Origin of the sequence: Kitasatospora sp. NPDC086009, from assembly GCF_044540385.1 — a bacterium.
Taxonomy (GTDB): Bacteria; Actinomycetota; Actinomycetes; order Streptomycetales; family Streptomycetaceae; genus Kitasatospora.
In genome coordinates, this window is record NZ_JBITSA010000018.1 from 37,794 (window position 1) to 53,744 (window position 15,951).

General features: G+C 70.9%; 14 protein-coding genes. 9 read left to right on the forward strand and 5 right to left on the reverse strand.

Annotation, left to right across the window (positions count from 1 at the left end; all coding sequences use genetic code 11):
• Positions 1–273: 273 nt before the first annotated feature.
• Positions 274–570: a hypothetical protein gene (locus tag ACIF6L_RS31565; protein ID WP_396490893.1), complete on the reverse strand. Its 297-nt coding sequence runs from the start codon at positions 568–570 to the stop codon at positions 274–276.
• 753 nt (positions 571–1,323) lie between these two features.
• On the opposite strand from ACIF6L_RS31565, the gene ACIF6L_RS31570 reads away from it, so the two are divergent.
• From ACIF6L_RS31570 to ACIF6L_RS31600, 7 genes are all read left to right on the forward strand, one after another.
• Complete coding sequence (locus ACIF6L_RS31570) at positions 1,324–1,722, forward strand: hypothetical protein (RefSeq protein WP_396490894.1); 399 nt, start codon at positions 1,324–1,326, stop codon at positions 1,720–1,722.
• Positions 1,723–1,756: 34 nt separating this feature from the next.
• Positions 1,757–2,068: a hypothetical protein gene (locus ACIF6L_RS31575; RefSeq protein WP_396490895.1), complete on the forward strand. Its 312-nt coding sequence runs from the start codon at positions 1,757–1,759 to the stop codon at positions 2,066–2,068.
• A 350-nt stretch (positions 2,069–2,418) separates the two neighbouring features.
• Positions 2,419–2,739 carry a hypothetical protein gene (locus tag ACIF6L_RS31580; RefSeq protein WP_396490896.1) on the forward strand — a complete coding sequence of 107 codons (321 nt, stop codon included), beginning with the start codon at positions 2,419–2,421 and terminating at the stop codon, positions 2,737–2,739.
• An 866-nt stretch (positions 2,740–3,605) separates the two neighbouring features.
• The gene (locus ACIF6L_RS31585; RefSeq protein WP_396490897.1) at positions 3,606–4,496 is read left to right on the forward strand and encodes a DUF4394 domain-containing protein; all 891 of its coding nucleotides are present in this window, start codon (positions 3,606–3,608) and stop codon (positions 4,494–4,496) included.
• Positions 4,497–5,429: 933 nt separating this feature from the next.
• On the forward strand, positions 5,430–5,969 hold the full coding sequence (locus ACIF6L_RS31590; RefSeq protein ID WP_396490973.1) for a winged helix-turn-helix domain-containing protein: 540 nt from the start codon (positions 5,430–5,432) through the stop codon (positions 5,967–5,969).
• A complete protein-coding gene (locus tag ACIF6L_RS31595; RefSeq protein ID WP_396490974.1) occupies positions 5,966–6,499 on the forward strand; it encodes a transposase in 534 nt (177 codons plus the stop codon). Before ACIF6L_RS31590 ends, ACIF6L_RS31595 begins: the two co-directional genes overlap by 4 nt.
• A 362-nt stretch (positions 6,500–6,861) precedes the next feature.
• Positions 6,862–7,677 (forward strand): MucR family transcriptional regulator, encoded by an 816-nt coding sequence (locus tag ACIF6L_RS31600; RefSeq protein ID WP_396490898.1) that lies wholly within the window; start codon positions 6,862–6,864, stop codon positions 7,675–7,677.
• 159 nt (positions 7,678–7,836) lie between these two features.
• On the opposite strand, the gene ACIF6L_RS31605 is transcribed toward ACIF6L_RS31600, so the two are convergent.
• The 3 genes from ACIF6L_RS31605 to ACIF6L_RS31615 form a co-directional block, all read right to left on the reverse strand.
• Positions 7,837–9,150 carry a tetratricopeptide repeat protein gene (locus ACIF6L_RS31605; RefSeq protein ID WP_396490899.1) on the reverse strand — a complete coding sequence of 438 codons (1,314 nt, stop codon included), beginning with the start codon at positions 9,148–9,150 and terminating at the stop codon, positions 7,837–7,839.
• A gap of 84 nt (positions 9,151–9,234) precedes the next feature.
• Complete coding sequence (locus ACIF6L_RS31610; protein WP_396490900.1) at positions 9,235–10,683, reverse strand: DUF4331 domain-containing protein; 1,449 nt, start codon at positions 10,681–10,683, stop codon at positions 9,235–9,237.
• A 232-nt stretch (positions 10,684–10,915) separates the two neighbouring features.
• Positions 10,916–12,001, reverse strand: a complete 1,086-nt coding sequence (locus ACIF6L_RS31615) for a HoxN/HupN/NixA family nickel/cobalt transporter (protein WP_396490975.1) — start codon at positions 11,999–12,001, stop codon at positions 10,916–10,918.
• A 464-nt stretch (positions 12,002–12,465) separates the two neighbouring features.
• Here ACIF6L_RS31615 and ACIF6L_RS31620 point away from each other — a divergent pair, with 464 nt between their 5' ends.
• Positions 12,466–14,202, forward strand: coding sequence for a high frequency lysogenization protein HflD (locus ACIF6L_RS31620; protein WP_396490901.1), 1,737 nt, complete (start codon positions 12,466–12,468; stop codon positions 14,200–14,202).
• A 26-nt stretch (positions 14,203–14,228) separates the two neighbouring features.
• Complete coding sequence (locus tag ACIF6L_RS31625) at positions 14,229–14,564, forward strand: hypothetical protein (protein WP_396490902.1); 336 nt, start codon at positions 14,229–14,231, stop codon at positions 14,562–14,564.
• 14 nt (positions 14,565–14,578) lie between these two features.
• Here ACIF6L_RS31625 and ACIF6L_RS31630 read toward each other — a convergent pair whose 3' ends face one another.
• Positions 14,579–15,913 carry a tetratricopeptide repeat protein gene (locus ACIF6L_RS31630; RefSeq protein WP_396490903.1) on the reverse strand — a complete coding sequence of 445 codons (1,335 nt, stop codon included), beginning with the start codon at positions 15,911–15,913 and terminating at the stop codon, positions 14,579–14,581.
• Positions 15,914–15,951: the final 38 nt, after the last annotated feature.

The following is a 15,951-nucleotide window of genomic DNA, read 5'->3' on the forward strand; positions in this document are numbered from 1 at the left end:
TCGCTCGGGGCAGGGGACAACCTGCCGGATCCGGCTGGACAACCTCGCAGCTGCACCCCTGGGTGTCCCGCTGCTGCAGCCAGGTGTCACCCGGAACTGCGGCCCAGTGCCGGCCGTCGCGCTGCACCTCCGACCGGGCAGGCCGGCCGCGACACTGCGGTTCCCGGCCCGACCGAGGGTTTCGGTGCGCGAGCCGCGCGCGGTCTGCGGTGTCCCGAGGGTGGTCGCGGGCGGCGAGGCGTGCCGGACGGTGTCGGAGAGCTGTTCGCTTCGTCAGTCCGACCGCACCGGCCAGCGCGCGCCGGGCGCCTTGACCACCCGGTCGCCGACGCCGAGCGACCGGTACGTCCGACTGTTCACCTCGATGGTGACCTCCCGCCCCTCGTCGGTGCGGATCCCCATCATGAGATGGCCCGACGGGCCGTAGGTACCGATCGAACTGTGCACCCACCGGCCGGTGACCACCCCGGTGTAGGCGTCGTTCGCCTCGCCCGCGCGCTGCCAGACGATCATCGCCAGGACCATGACGAGCGGGCCGATGGAGAGGAGCAGGAAAATGGTGTTCGACATGTGCGACCCCCCGCATCGACGACGGCGCAGGCCATCCACGGCAGCGTACCGGTCCTGTGAGCACCAGCCCAGAAGGCATACCCAGAAAGGCAGTTCGGACCCGGGGCGGGCGGGACGGGCCGCACTCCAGGGTGGCACGTGACGTGACCCGTCGGCTTTGAGCGGTCTTTCACCACGGGGGTTGACCTGGGCCATCAAGGTTCGCCGGATGGTGCGTCACGATCGGCGTCACGAATACCGGGCCCGGGAGCAGCGTCGGCGGCGGGGCGGCGGGCAGGCCTACAGCGGTCGCGGCTTCGAGGCCAGCGGCGGCAGGGACATGGCGGAGGGCGGCTTTGCGGACATCGGCGGGGGTGCGGACGTGGCGGCGCGGTGATGGCGTCGAGGGGTGCTCGGCGGGCCGTGGGGCGGTCGGTTGGGGTCCGGGACGGCGGCTGGTCCGCCCAGGGCGGTTGCTGGCGGCCTTGAGGGCACTGGCGGCGATCATCATTATGGCCAGGCCGTCGCCGCCCAGAGGCGGTCCCGCCGCACGGTCCGGCCGCTGCCTGGTGAGGGCCAGGGGACTGGTCGTTCTCGCGGTGGTGCGGGTGGCCGGGGCCCGGACCAGCCGGGGAGGTCTGGGCCGGGGTTTGCCGACTTGCCCATGGCGTGTTCCCGTTCGTCGATTCGCCCGCGCCCGGGCCGCGGCTTGGCCGATGATGTGACATGCCCAGAGGCTGGGTGAGTGCTCCGGGCAGGGGGAACAGGGCGCGCATGGAGATGATCAGCGGCACCGGGCTCGGCTGTCGGCTCTGGCCGGAGTTCCTGGACCGTCGCCCCGCGCTGATCGTCCCGGCGGCCCCCGACCGTGTCCTTCGGGGGGAGGACGGCTGGGCGGACCGGCATACGGGCCGGGCGCTCGCCGGGCCCGAGCCGTCCTGGGCGGCGGTGCTCACCCACTGCCACCTGTCCGTTCACCGTCCCGGCGGACTGCTCTGGTTCGACGGCGAGATCGCCGCGGCCCGCGAATGGCGCCGAGCGGTCCGCACCCAGCGGTCGCTACTGCTGATCACCGGCCCGTTCGCCAGCGTCTTCGAGTTCCCGGCCGCCGCCACGGCCGGCCGGCTGTTCCTCCTGGCCATCCCGGCCCGCCTGGAAGGCGACCTTCTCTGAGTCCCCGACCTGCGCAGCAGGCGCGGCGGCGGGGATGCGGGCCGGCACCATCAAAGCCGTCCAGGGCGGCCGCAAACCGCTGTGGGAGCGCCGCTACCCGGTCTTCCCCCGGCTGCTGTTCGTCCCTACCGGGACCGGCCAGACCGGCTTCGCCAACCGCGCCACCGACCTGGAGACCGCCGCCCGCACCCCCTACCTCGCCAGGATGCTGCGCACCGTGGCGGCCGGCGTCGCGAAGCTGGAGGTCCTGGAGGCTGACGGCCCCGGCGCCGACCTCTGGTGGCCGCTCTCCGACCTGGACGACGGCCCCGTCCCCTGGTGGGAACTGACCGACGCCAAGCCCTGACCCACACCACCCACACCTTGATGCCTCACGCTGTGGAGGTGCGGCGCGGCCCGCGCACCGGGGGGGTCGGTGGGCGGGCCGCCTGCCAGGCGCATCAAGGCCCGCTTCTGGACGGTAGCGCTGCCGCCAGTCGGCGGGCCGTGGGCATGCCGGTCCGGTGGAGAGATTCATCCGTACGCCGCCGCCCGGCCGCTGAGCGGGGCGGCCGAGCGGGTGCCGGCCGGCTGGGCAAGATCTCGACGGACCAGGGCTGGGCCGGGTGGCCCTGCCGGCGCGCGCCGGTGGCCAGGGGTGTTTAGCGTCGGCCAGGTGGGGCGGATTCGCCGTCCCCGGAGGGAAAGTGATCTTCCATGACCAAGCGTATAGCTCGTACCCTGGCCACCACCGTGCTCGCCGCCGGCATCGTCGCCGTCCCGGCCGCCGGGTCCGCGTTCGCCTCCAGCCACGGCCACAGCGGCCGGGGCGGCGGCTCGGAGCAGTTCTACAACCACCAGGTGCAGGCCGGCACCGAGCACGTGTACTACAGCGAGAGCACCACGTACTACTCCAGCAACGACTGCGACGAGTACCGCAACGGCGGGTACGGCAACGGCGGCCTGGGCAACAGCTACGGGCACGGCAACGGCTACAACGGCGGGGGCATCCTCGGCCTCGGCCTGCTCGGCCTCTAATCCCGCGGCACCCTCCCGCGGCCGGTAGGCCGAAGGAGGCGGGGCCCCACCATGATCTTTGAGTGCCGGAGCCCCGCCCGTGCACGGCCGCACCGCCCGACAAGCCGGCGGCCACGCACCCCCCATTCGCTCCCCGCCCCACCCCGGATTGCCCCGGGCACCAAAACCACCCGAACAGCCCACAACCAGGTCGCACCCGCACATTCGGTGCAACAGCGGGACGGCATGGCGGCGCCCTCCGCCCGGGCCGGGCCCTTCGATGACGGCCGTGACGACCCACCGGCCCCACGACAACGAGTAGGACAGCGAGCAGTCGGCCTGCGGCACCGCCGAACTGCACCTCGCATAGCAGCGCGCGCAAGCCCTCCGGAGCTCGGACCCCGGCGACCGCGACGCGTACGCCGCGTTCATCCAGGCCGGCACCGCCCTCTACCGCAGCCCACCGGACCCCGCACCGGCACCCGCCCTCCCCGCAGGCGCGGCCGGAAAGCCCCGCACGCCGTGCTCCCCGCCTACCTGCGCATCAGCCCCCTGCCCCCCACACCCACAACGCCGACCTGACCGAACCCCAGACGTCCCACGACGCGGCCCGACCGCGCCGGGGCGATGGGTCAGGAGCCGAGGCACGGCGCGAGGCACTCACCCTCCCAGACGAAGGCCAACCGCCTGGGCATCACGATCCAGCTGCCCTGCCCGACCGCCGTGGCGCGGGTGCCGGAGATCACGGGCGCTGCGAGTTCTTCCTTCGCCGGGCCGAGCGGGTGAACGACCGGGGCAGCCTGCCACCGCAGTGCCGCCGTTCATGGGTTGCTGGGCGCAGCGGTTTGCCGTTCCGGCGCCGCACACCCCCAGCAAGGAGTTCTGTGTTGCGTACCACTCTGCTTGCCGCAGCGGTCGTCATGGCGGCTGCCGTGGCGATCGTGCCGGCCCACGCCGTCGGCACCCCGAACCTCGTCCTGCCGGCGAACGGGAAGGTCTGGGAGGACCTGCACTCGGTGGGCCTGACCGCTGACCAGCGGCTGGTCGACTTCCCGGTCCTGCACCCCGACCAGAGCCGCACGATCGGGCGGATCGACGGTCTTCAGGGCGACATGCGGCTGGTCGGCATCGACTACCGCGTGCAGAACGGCCTGTTGTACGGGGTCGGTGACCAGGGCGGTATCTACACCGTCGACGGCACCACGGGTTGCGCGACCAAGGTCTCCCAGCTGACGATCGCGCTGCAGGGCACCTACTTCGGGGTGGACTTCAACCCGGCGGCGAACCGGCTGCGGATCGTCTCCGACACCGGTCAGAACCTGCGCCACAACATCGATGACCCCGCCGGAGCACCTGCGGCCGGGACCACCGTTGCGGACGGCACCCTCACCAACCCCGCCGTCCCGCCCGCCACCACCGGAACCACGGCGACCGGTGTCACCGGCGTCGCCTACACCAACAACGACCTCGACCCGGCCACCGCGACCACCCTCTTCGACGTCGACACCACCCTCGACCGCATCTCCCTGCAGTCCCCTGCCAACGCCGGCACCCTCGCGCCCACCGGCCGCCTCGGGGTGGACGCCGGTCCGGACGCGGGCTTCGACATCTACTACTCCCCCAGCCACGGCAGCAACCACGGCTACGCCACCCTCGGCGTTAACGGCGCGCGCACCTTCTACCGGGTCGATGTCCTCACCGGCCAGGCCGTCGCCCTCGGCGACTTCACCACCACCGACGCCGTCGTCGACATCGCCGTCCCGCTCGCCCAGGACTGACCCGCCCACTGAGTGAGAGCAGATGAGGCGGAACCGTCCACCACGCCCACGTGGCTCACACGGTCCCGCCCCACGCGGCCGGCGCCCGCCAGCAAGCACACGCCAGGCCGCACATCACCTTCGGAGACCCCCAGCGAGCGGATTGCCCCGAATCACTCACCCGGCGTACGGGCGGGTCGAGTGCCGCGCCGGACAGATCCCTGGTCGGGAGGCCGGCCGCCGGCACCGACGACCAGGCCGTGCGCGCCGCACAAGTTCTCTGTCGAGTTCATCGGTTCAGCCGAGCAGGCAGACACGACACCTCCAGCACAGCGAGGCCCTCATCACGTGGGCCGCCATCGCCGTGATGACCCGGCGCCTGGCTCACCAACTTTGACCCGCAGACCGGCACGACACGCAGTACCGCCGCCACCCCGACGCGACTCACAGCGGATCGCCGCCGCCCGGCCGCGGTGTCTCGGTGACGATTAGGTACAGGCCCGGGCCGACCTTCCGAAACCAACCGCCCACCGCCCTCGCCAGACGCGCCCGCTGCACGTCAGACGGTCCACTCCCGTCCCCGGCGGAATCTCCACATACTCCCGGACCAGCGCCAACTCTTCCGGTGACAACTCAGATCCAGCCACGACGCCCTCCGACGGTCGACGGTCCCGCCATCCCATCCAAAAGCGCTCCCGAAGCCCACCCCTGTCCGCGCAAGGCCACCGGGACGTTACCGCCTAAGCCGGGCATCGGCCGATCAAGGAACGCGAACAACTTCTGTACTGAAGAACGGGCCACCTCCAGACGGCTACCCCACCGAGGCGTGGCGCCACCACGTCGGCGCCGGCCGCGACCTGGCCGCCCAGGACCGTGCAACCCGGCACCGGTTACTGAGGATTTCGGGTTGTCGTCGGGTAGTGACGGTTCATGATCCTGCGGTATGCCGTTGGTGTGAGGTATCCGGAGGGTGGGGGCCTGACCGCTGAGCGTCGGGCGTTTCGTGAGGGGATCCGGTTCCAGGCCGGGATGCGGTTCGCGGTGGGTGAGAAGACCACGGTGATCGCAAAGGATCTGCGGGTGAGCGTGCGGTCGGTGGAACGCTGGCGTCGTGCCTGGCGCGAGGGCGGGATGGAGGCACTGCGCTCAGCAGGGCCGGCCAACTCCCCGACTGTGACCGACGCCCAGTTCGCCGTGCTTGAGGCGGAACTCGGCAAGGGGCCGACCGCGCATGGTTTCGCGGATGAGCGGTGGACGCTGGCCCGGGTGCGGAGCGTGATCCACCGTCGGATGCAGCTCAGTCTCTCGGTCCCGACGGTGTGGCGGCTGCTGAAACGGCACGGCTGGTCCTGGCAGGCACCCGCCCGCAGGGCCCTCGAACGCGACGAGAACGCCGTGGAGCTGTGGAAGAAGGAGGTGTGGCCGCGGGTAAAAGCATCGGGGCGGCGTGTGGCGGCTGGATCGTCTTCGAGGACGAAGCCGGCTTCTCCATGACGCCGCCCCGCGCCCGCACCTGGGGCCGACGCGGAGACACTCCCGTCGTCCGGGTCCGTGGCGGATCCCGACGCAGGACCTCGATCGCCGCCCTGTGCTGCTATCGCCCGGGCGAGAGCCGGCTGATCTACCGGCCCCGCAACCACCTCCTCCTCAAGCGAGCCCGCAAGAGCTTCTCCTGGAAGGACTACCGTGATCTGCTCGTCCGGGCCCACATCCAACTCGGCGGACCGATCGTGGTCGTCTGGGACAATCTCAACACCCACCTGTCAGCGGGGCTGAAACGGTACGAGGCCGAACACGACTGGCTCACCACCGTCCGTCTCCCGCCCTATGCACCCGACCTGAACCCCGTCGAGGCCGTCTGGTCACTCGTGCGCAGAGCGATGGCGAACACCGCCTTCGGGACGCCCGACGACCTTGACCGCACACTCCGCCGCGAGTTGCGCCGAATCCAACTCCGACCCCACCTGATCGACGGATGCCTGACCGCCACCGGCCTGACTCTCAGACCACCGACCCCACCCTGAAAACCTCAGTAGGCATCCTCACCGGGACTCCCCGGCCTACTTTTCCCGACCGCCAGGTCGAGGAAGTCCTCGCCTGGTTCGCAGGCGACATCGGGATCGGGACCGAGGAAGTCCTCGGCTGCCGCCGCTACACCCTCTCCGGCGACGTCCGACGGTGGGACGGCTGGTATAAACCCGCAGGTCACGGCAAGGTCTTGTACTTTGGGCCACGGTCGCCGGCGACACGAGGGCGCCGCCAGTCAGGAGCGTGCCGTCGCCCCGCCCCCATCGCGGGAGCACCGCGGATTCGAATCTATTGCAATATGTAAGCTGTTGCATACTCTGAGCAATAAGGTGCTTGCATCGGATGGAGGGTGCCCGGCGTGAAGACCGGTGTTCGACGGACCAGCAGCACAGGTGCCCGGCACACTGCCGACCTCGAATGCGGTCGGCTGGTGCGTGACGAGAATGCCGACCTGGTGCTCTGCCATGTCTGCGGGCGCGCCTTCCGCTCGCTGGGATCCCATGTGCGAGCCCATGACATGACGGCCGCCGAGTACCGCGAGGAGTTCGGGCTGCTCCGCACCCGGGCACTCAGCGCCCGAGCCTTGAGCCTGGCTCGATCGGCGGCGCAGCGGGCCGCATTCGATGCCTCCGCCCGGATGCGGAGTCATTTCGCGGTCGGCCAGGCGATGGCGAGGGACGGTGAGCTGTCCCGACAGGCGCGGCGGTCGTTCGTCGCTCGGGGTACTTCCGCGGAGTTCGTCCGGGAGCAGGCCGAGCGGCTTGCGAGCGGGAGGCGGACCCAGGTGGCGGACGCCGCGGCGCGGCTGGAGGCGCGGGTGCGGACTCTGGGGTATGCCGATGTGGGCGCGGCTGTCCAGGCGCTGTATGTCGAGGCCGACATGAGCATGGAGGCGACGGCACGCGTGCTCGGGGTCGGAAACGAGCAGATGAGGCAGCTGCTCGACACCTGTCGGGTGCGGGTGCGGGCGGTCGGCGAGAACTCGCCGGCAGGCCGGCGCGCGCGGGTGGCATCCAACGACTTGGCTGCCGCGCAGCGCGTCGGGACGGAGGACATCGCCGTGTGGTTGGGGGAGCGGCGGTCGGAGGGTGTCACCCTGGCCGAGTTGGCCGCTCGCACCGGACGAAGCATCCCGTGGGTGGTGTCACGGACCCGCCGCGCCGCGCCCTGCTGACTGTGAAGATCCCGGCGGGCTCTGACCCACCAGCTGACCTGACCCAGGTTCCTCGACGGGACCTGCCGCCCCTGCCAGGGAGACGTGAGGTTCGTCGTTCGGAGCATGGGGGAGGGCTACCAGCATCGCTCCAGTGCGGAGGCCTTGCTGGAGCTGTCGTCAGGGGTTGGAGGAGGTTGCAGCCAGAGCGGCTCGGGCAAGGGGTGCTTGGAGCAGGTTGAAGGTTGGGTCGGTGGCAAGGGCTCGTGTGAGATGGGTGCGGGCGTCGGTGGTATGGCCAAGGGTGCGTTCGATTTCTCCGAGGTGGTAGTCGAAGAGCGCGCTGTGCCAGCCGTGAGACTGTGCCTGTTGAGCGAGTGCGAGCGCGTCCTGGTCGGCGCCGGTCCGGTGCAGGGCCCAGGAGAGGGCGTCGGCGACGAGGGCCTGGTGTCGGCGGTCCCACTCGGCGCGCAGGAGGCGGAGGGCTTCGGTGGGGTCGCCGTGGTCGGCGTGGTACTGGCCGAGGGTGAGATCGTCCACGACGCCGTTGGATTCCGCGAGGCGTTGCTCCGCCTCCAGCAGTCGGTACTGTTCGCGGGCTTGTGCCTGCTGGCCGAGGGATTCCTGCAGTTCGCCTAGTTCGAGAAGGTACTGGGGTAGCGGGACCCGGGCGACGGCCGCGCTGTAGTCGCGGACGGCGTCGTCGGTCCGGCCCAGGGCGGCCTCGGCGCGGGCGAGGCCCGCGAGGGCCGGGGTATGGCCTGGGTCGGTGTCGAGGGCTTGCGTGTAGCCGTCGAGGGCTTCGCGGGCGCGGCCGGAGTTCCGGTCCAGTTCCGCCAGTTGGAACTGGCAGAAGGCCTTGTCTGCGGGGTCGTAGGCGCCGTCGCGGGCCTTGCGCAGCGCGGCGCGGGCGTCGTCGACGCGGCCGTGCTGTTCGAGGTCGTAGGCGGCGCGGGTGAAGGAGGCGGTGCCGGGCCGGCGGTCGAGGAGCTGCTGCACGGCTTCGGTGGCGCCGGTGTCGTCGCCGAGCTGGGTGCGGGCGTCGGCGAGGACGGCGTAGGCCGGCCAGTGCTCCGGGGAGGCGGCGATGGCTCGGTCGGCGAACTCGCGTGCTTCGGCGAACAGGTGGCGGGCGTTGGCGAGTGAGCCCAGCGCGGTGAGGGCGTCGATGTTCCCGTCCGGTGCCAGGGCCATCGATCTCTTCAGGGCCTCCTCGGCCTTGGGGTAGTAGGACGGGTCTGCGGTGAGCCTGGCTTGTTCGACGTACTCGCCGCCGAGCCGGGCCCAACCCTTGGCGTCGTTGGGGAGCGTGCGCAGTCGCTGCTGGTCCCTGCCGATGGCTTGGGCGAGCGATCCTGCAGACACCGGAGCGTCTCGTCGCGCGCTGTCCGCCGAGGCGGAGCCGGCTGGTGCCTCTGCCCGGTGCAGGGTGCCGAGCACCGCTAGGCCGCCGCACAGCGCGACGGTGGTGAGCAGTAGGGGCAGGCGGCGCATGGCGGGTCCTTGGGGTTGAGCGGTGTGGGCGACGGGTGGCGGGCATCCTGGTTGTAGGCGCCGGCCACCCGCCACTCAGTCGGGCTAGTTGGGCTGGTTGACGGCCTTGTCGTACGGCAGCGCGACGTAGGGGAAGGTGGCGCCGAAGGGCTTGTCGGCGGTGTTGACCTGGTCGCCGGCGGCGAGGGCGGGGATCAGGTTGCCGGGGGTGGCGCCTTCCATGACCTGGAGGGCGATGTCGACGACGTCGTCGGTGAGGCGGCGCCCGTTGGGGAAGCCCTGGAAGTCACCAGCGAGGATGCCGAGCCGGTTCGGGTTGGCGGTGACCGGCGTGGACATGTTGAGGCGCAGTTCCTCGGCAGGGACGAACTTCTTCGGGTTGATGTCCTGGTTCATCAGCTGCGAGTTGAGGTCGACCTGGAAGGGGCCGCCGGTGGCCTTGGCGATGCCGGTGAGGAAGATCTCCTGGAGGTCGGTGCGCGGGGTGGCCGGGGCGGGCAGGCCGTAGATCGCCTGGATCAGCTGCGGCACCTCGGGGTTGAGGACCTTGTTGACCACGGCGGGCTGGTTGTGGTCCTCGGACGGCGGGAGGGAGTTGAAGGCGTCCTTGAGTCCGGCGGGCAGGACGACCTCGTTGACGAGCGGGTTGCCGAGGCGGGACACCTGGACGAACTTGCCGGCCGGCTCCGCCTTGCCGGGGCTGAGCTTGAGGGTCTGCTTCTCGGTGCTGGACCACACCCCGATGACGGGGTTGCGGTTCGGGTCGCCCTTGTAGGCGAGGCGGCTCTTGGGCACCTGGATGGAGAGGGAGTTGACGTTGTACCCGGCGAGGGTGTTCTGACCGACCTCGGAGAGGTTGCCGCCGTAGAGCAGGTCGAAGACCCGCAGGTCCAGGAAGAACGGGTCGGCGGCCTGGGTCGCCACGGTCTGGCCGCCGCCGGGCAGCTGGACGGTCGCCTGCTGACGGAGCCCGGCGTAGTTGGGCATGGACGCGCGGCCGGTGTCGGAGGGGGCGGCGGTGCCGTGCTCGACCAGGGTGACCGGGTCGCAGCCGGGGCGCAGCTCCTGGAGCGTGTAGTACTGGCGGAACAGCAGGGTGGGGTCGGTGAGGTTGTTCACGACACCGTTGTTGTAGAGGAAGGTGTTGGTGCCGCGCTGGTCCTCGGTGTGGAAGGTCCAGCGGTAGGTGACGTCGGGGCGGCCGGTGCCCTGGGAGTCGATGTTGATGTCGTAGTGCGCGCCGTCGGCCCACGGGTAGAAGTTCGGTCCGCCGTTGGGCTCCTGGAAGGGCAGCCAGTTGGCGACCAGGGTGACGGTGTCCTGGTTGTCGGGGCTGGTGAAGGCGTAGACATCGGTGTTGTCGACCTGCGGGTCCGCGGCGATCAGCGGGGCCTCGCGGTGGCTGGAGGCGGTGCTGACACCGGCTCCGGAGCCGAGGATCGCGCTGCTGGCCAGGGCCAGGCTCATGGTGGTGAGGATCGCCGCGGTGCGGGCGGCGGAGCTTCTGCGGGCAGGTCGGCGCGTGACGTTCATGCGGGTGGGGTTCTCGCTTCCGTGACGGGCGGTGTCCTCTCCGGACCGATGGCCGCGGAGGGGGGATCCGGCTGGGCAGCCGCACTCGGCACTGTGGACCGGATCCCGTCACGACTTCGCGAGCGGGGCGGGCGCGGCCTGGTCGCCTCACTCCCATGGACCAGCGAGGTCACCCGCCCGGGCGCACTTCTCCCCGTCATCCGTTCCCGGCGGTCGGCCGGCCGCCGAGCTGTCAGCCCTCGTTCGTGGCGACCAGTGGCGTCGTGGCCGGGACGGGGGTGCTCCACTTCTGCTCGATGCGGGCGAACTTCCACACCGCGAGCGCGACGACCCAGGTGGCGAAGAAGAGGCCGACGATGACGAAGCCGACCGTGTTGAGGTCCAGGCCGGAGATCCAGTCCCAGAAGACGCCGTGCAGGGCGAGCTTGTCGGCGAGCAGGCCGAGCAGCTCGACGGTGCCGATGATGAGGGCGACGGCGACCGACAATCCGGTGATGGTCAGGTTGTAGTAGATCTTGCGGACCGGCTTGGAGAACGCCCACCCGTACGCGAAGTTCATGAACGACCCGTCGATGGTGTCCAGCAGGCACATCCCCGCGGCGAACAAGACCGGCAGGCACAGGATCGCGTACCAGGGCAGGCCCGACGCCGCCCCGGAGCCGGCCAGCACCAGAAGTGCGATCTCGGTCGCGGTGTCGAACCCGAGACCGAAGAGCATCCCCAGCGGATACATCTGCCACGGCTTGCTCACCGACCTCGTCACCCGGCCCAGCACCCGGTTCATCAGGCCGCGTTTGTCGAGCTGCTCCTCCAGCATGGCCTCGTCGAGATGGCCGGCACGCATCTGCCGGAAGACCTTCCAGATGCCGACGAGGATGACGAGGTTGACGACCGCGATCAGGTACAGGAACGAGCCCGAGACGGCGGTGCCGATCAGGGCCGTCACCTGGTGGAGCCGGGAGCCGTCGTCCTGCAGCGGTCCGGCCAGGGCCTTCACGCCGAAGGACAGCAGGACGGCCAGGGCGAACACGACGGACGAGTGCCCGAGGGAGAACCAGAAACCCACCGACAGGGGCCGCTTGCGCTGCTCCATCAGCTTGCGGGTGGTGTTGTCGATCGCGGCGATGTGGTCCGCGTCGAAGGCGTGTCGCATGCCGAGGGTGTAGGCGGTGACGCCAATCCCGATGCCGAAGCTCTTGGTGCCGATGGTGTGGTGCTCCGGGGCGACGACGGCGACCAGCGTGACCCAGCCGATGACGTGAAGGGCGACGATGAAGCCGCCCATCCCGGCAAGCCGCCGCCACTCTTGACGGGTGATCGACGCCACGGCGGTTGCCCGGGCGGGTCTCGGCGGGTCCTGGGAGGGTGCTACGGATGAGGAAGCCATGGGCGTCCTTCCTGAATCCACGGCCGAGGCACCGTACACAGCGCCTCGATCTCGTAGTTGCACTATCACCGCAACTGAGAGGTCGTGTCACGGGGCGCGCCGGGGCTCGCGGAGGTGCGCACCGGCGCCCTTCTCGTGGGGCCGCCCGGGCGTCGATCCGGCATTCGATCGATGGGAACGAATATCCGGAAGCGGTACCCCAGGTGAGTGACGTCATCGCCCGCGACGGAGTGGTGCCAATCCCCTGCCACTGCCTGGCCCGGATGGTGTGGGTCGGGCCATCGGGTCCACCATCCTCTTCCTGCCGGGCCGGGCTTCGCCGCCGCGGCAGCCGGCCCCGTACCCGGAGGCCCAGCGTGGCGGTCCCATCAGTCCTCGTCCGGGCAGGTGCGGCGGTGTCAGGCGCGCTGCTCCTGATCGGCCTCACCGCATCTGGCGCCGACGCCCATCCGCTGGGGAACTTCTCCCTCAACCACTACCTCGGCTTCACCGTGCACCCGGACAGTCTCGAAGCCCTCGCCGTCACCGACGCCGCCGAGATTCCCACCCTCCAGGAGCAGCCGAAGGTCGACCGCAACGGCGACGGCACGCTCGACGACGCCGAGCGCGACGCCTGGGCGACGGCACAGTGCACACAGACCGCCCAGCGACTCAAGGTGACGACCGACGAGGCGCCCACTCCTTTGACCTGGCGTACGGACTCCGCGCAGTTCCACTACCAGAACGGTGCCGCAGGCCTGCGCACCAGCCGCCTGGAATGCCGACTGCGGACCGACCTGAGCCTCCCAGCCGCCGGCACCACACTGCATGTAGCCAGCGGCAGCGACCCGAGCCGGGTTGGCTGGAACGAGATCACCGCTCGCGGCGACGGCACCACCCTCGACCACTCGGACATCCCGGCTCAGTCGCTCTCCCAGGAACTGCGGGACTACCCGCGCGACCTGCTCGACAGCCCCAGCGGCATCACCCACGCCCAGTTCCGTGCACGGCCGGGCGCAAGCGCGGCACCCGTTCAGGGGACGAGCGTGACGGGGGGCGGCTCCGGGCCCGCGGCCTGGTTGGCCGGCCTCGACACCCGACTCACCGAACTCGGCGCGGCCCAGCGACTCACCGTCCCCCTCGGCCTGCTCGCCGTGCTCCTCTCGATCGTGCTGGGCGCCGGGCACGCCCTCCTGCCCGGGCACGGCAAGACCGTGATGGCCGCCTACTTGGCGGGCCGCCGCGGCCGCGCCCGCGACGCGGTCACCGTCGGGGCCACCGTCACGGTGACCCACACCGCGGGCGTCCTCATCATCGGGCTGTGCCTGACCACGTTCTCCTCCCTGGCCGGCGATCGGCTGCTCGGCTGGTTGGGTGTGCTCAGCGGCGCCCTGGTCATCATGGTCGGCGCGGGTCTGCTGAGGGACGCGCTGCGGCGCACCCGAGGCGCCCGACAGCCCCGGAGCCACCCGGACTCCCCGACGCATCCCCACAGTGAGCCGGCCAGGGAACTCGCCCACGCGTCAGCAGCACCCACCGGTCACCACGACCACCCGCACCCGCACCCGCACGACCACCCCCACGAGCACCCGCACCCTGTCGCACACCACGACCATGCGCACGGTGGCCACGGCCACGACCACGGTGATCAAGCCCATCCACAGCAGCCTGGCCACTCGCACGACGACCCTGGCCACTGGCACGACCACGGCCGTACGCACCACGAGTCCGACCACGACCGTGATCATGGGCGCGACCATGATCCCGGGCACCGGCACGGCCTTTTCGGAGGCGCCCATCATCACCACCACGACCCGGCGGCACCGGGCCGCCGCGGTCTGATCGGCCTCGGCATCGCCGGTGGCCTCGTGCCCAGCCCCTCTGCCCTGGTCGTTCTGCTGGGTGCGATCGCGCTCGGCCGCACGCTCTTCGGCGCGGCCCTGGTGGTCGCCTACGGCCTGGGTATGGCCGCCACTCTGACCGCCGTCGGCCTGCTTCTGGTCCGCCTCGGAGACCGGGTAGCGGGCGCGGCGGACGGCCCGATCATCGGGCGGCTGCGCCGAATCACGCCGTACAGCACCCTGCTGACGGCGCTGCTCATCCTGACCGTCGGACTGGGGCTGGTCGTCCGCAGCCTCCCGTCGACCCTGTGAACACCAGCCCGTACCGGAGGCTCACCGTGACCACTCGCTCGGCGCACCTGCTGTCTCTCCTTCTCCTCGCCGCTCCTCTGCTGACGGCCTGCGGCGGTGCGGCGGACGGCAGCTTCGACGCCCAGCCCGGCACCCCGTCCCCGTCCTGCCTCCAGCACCAGGCCCAGGACCCGGGCACGAAGTACACCGGCGGTGAGAAGTCGGATCCGCGGTCGGTGCTGGAGATGATGCGCTTCTACACCGCCAACGGCACCAAGGCGTTCTGCGACGGCAAGCCGCCGACCGACACCGACCGCCGCTGGACCGACCTCTACGCAGGGCTCGGCGGTGACGCGAGCCACGTCCCGCAGCCGAAGCGGTAGGGGCCGCGCCGTTCTCAGCCTGCGCTGTTCGGGTTCCCCAGTTTGGCAAGCGCGGCGCGGGCCGCCGGGGCATGAAGGGGGTGGAAGGCGGGGTTGATCGCCAGCGCGCTCTCCAGTTCGCTCCGAGCCTCGCCCGGCCGTCCGAGCCCCTGCAGGATCCGGGCTCGGTGGTAGTAGAAGAGGGCGTTGCGCGTTCCAAGGGAAAGGGCCTCGGCGGACTGCGCGAGCGCTTCCTGGTCGCGGCCGTTGACGTGCAGCGCCCATGCGTAGGCGTCGTGCATCTCCAGAAATGGCCGGGTCTTTAGACCCTGCTCCGCGATGGCGAGGGCCGCCGCCGGGTCGCCGTGGTCGGCTTCGAACAAGGCGGCGTCGGTGTCCAGGGCCACGCCGTTCTCGGTGAAGAGTCTCTGTTCGCTGCGGAACACCTGGTACTGCTGCTCCGCCTCCGTTTGCCGGCCCACGGACTGGAGCAGCTCACCGAGCTGCAGGACGTACTCGGGCTGAGGGACCTGGCCGGCCGCGCGCTGGAGGTCGGCGACGGCGGCGGTGGTGTCGCCGAGGGCTGCTTCGGCCTTGGCCTTCGCCTCCAGGAGTGATGCGGTGGCCGGCGCGGTGCGCAGGCCCGCTTCGGCGTGGGTGAGCGCTGTCTTCGCATCGCCGCTGTCGAGGGCGAGCTGGCTGAGGTGGTAGAGCGTGAAGGCCCGGTCGGCGGGGGTGTTAGCGTCGTCGAAGGCACGTTTCATGTGGGCGGTGGCCGCCGCCGTGTCGCCCCGCAGTTCCCACGTGTAGGAGGCGCGCGCCAGCGACGGTGTGCCCGGTTTGAGGTCGACCATCCGCTGCACCGCGTCGAAGGACTCGGGGTAGCGGCCGAGCTGGGTGTAGGCGTCGGCGAGGGTCCCGTACAGGGTGGAGTTGTCCGGGTTGACGGCGATCGCCTTCTGCGACCAGTCGAGGGCCGAGGTGAAGTCGTGCCGGGCGGCGTCGAGGGCGGCCATGCCGGCCATGGCGGTGAAGTTCTCCGCGGGCTCGGCGGTCAGCGACTCGGTGAGGATGGCTTGCGCCTTCGGGTAGTAGGAGGGGTCGCCGGTGATCTTGGCCTGCTGGACGTAGGCCAGGCCGAGCGACGCCATCGCCAGGGTGTCACCGGGTGCCGCCTTCAGATGCTGCTGCAGGCCCCGGATGTCCGCGTCCAGGCCGACACCCGTCCCGCCCTCGTCGCCGGCCCTGCTGTCGGAGGCGGACTGACCGCCTCCCCCCGACGGGGCGAGTCCAAGGCCGCCGGCGAGGAACAGGCCGACACCGAGCACGGTGACCACGGCGGTGGGCAGCAGACGGCGGCGTCGGTTCACGGCGGACTCCAGAGAGGGATGGTCTGGTACGGATCTGC